Annotated in this window: 1 protein-coding gene and 1 pseudogene; both read right to left on the bottom strand. The window is 57.6% G+C overall.

All coding sequences use genetic code 11. From position 1 onward, the window contains the following. Window positions 1-84: 84 nt before the first annotated feature. A complete protein-coding gene (locus BEA93_RS24680; RefSeq protein WP_001027514.1) occupies window positions 85-276 on the bottom strand; it encodes a hypothetical protein in 192 nt (63 codons plus the stop codon). After that, window positions 276-507 (bottom strand): annotated as a pseudogene (locus tag BEA93_RS24675) (hypothetical protein); the annotation flags it as partial. The gene BEA93_RS24680 and the pseudogene BEA93_RS24675, both read right to left, overlap by 1 nt.

The following is a 507-nucleotide window of genomic DNA, read 5'->3' as shown; positions in this document are numbered from 1 at the left end:
GTGGCCCGCTTCCCTTCCGGCAGGCGTCAGCCTGCCAGGGGTTTTCGCGCGGGCTGACAGGCGGCCTCCACCGCCTGTCCTGTATCACCTGTGTCTGCTGCCCTGAAGGATGTAGTGACCGCCCAGGAAAACAGCCTGCTGATTCGCCACAAAATCGCAGATTTCATCAACAATCTGCGCAGTGGTGAGCGGTTTCTGCCCCATTTCACGACGCCGCGCATTAATCACGGCCCTGTAATTACGCAGAATTTCGCGGGTTTCTGTGCTGATATTCATTACATCGTCTCCCCGTCCAGCGCCTGTAACACAACGTCCATTGCTTTGCGTTCCTCCCTGACGAATGCGTCACCGTCGCCCCCGTTCTCACTCCCGACGGCATACAGGCGCTTCATTTCACTGCCTGCCAGCGCTATCACTTTTTCCAGCATCACCGCCGGGACTGTCACCTGACGGCTGGCGCGCTTTTCTTCCATCAGTTCACGAACAACGTCGTGAACAACGCTGACA

The organism is Escherichia sp. MOD1-EC5950 (genome assembly GCF_002965345.1).
GTDB classification, from domain to species: domain Bacteria; phylum Pseudomonadota; class Gammaproteobacteria; order Enterobacterales; family Enterobacteriaceae; genus Escherichia; species Escherichia marmotae.
This window is presented reverse-complemented; position numbering and strand designations above follow the sequence as displayed.

What these genes read in the sequence shown, in the direction of transcription:
- BEA93_RS24680 (WP_001027514.1), bottom strand. Translation starts at nt 276, where the DNA reads ATGAATATCAGCACAGAAACCCGCGAAATTCTGCGTAATTACAGGGCC.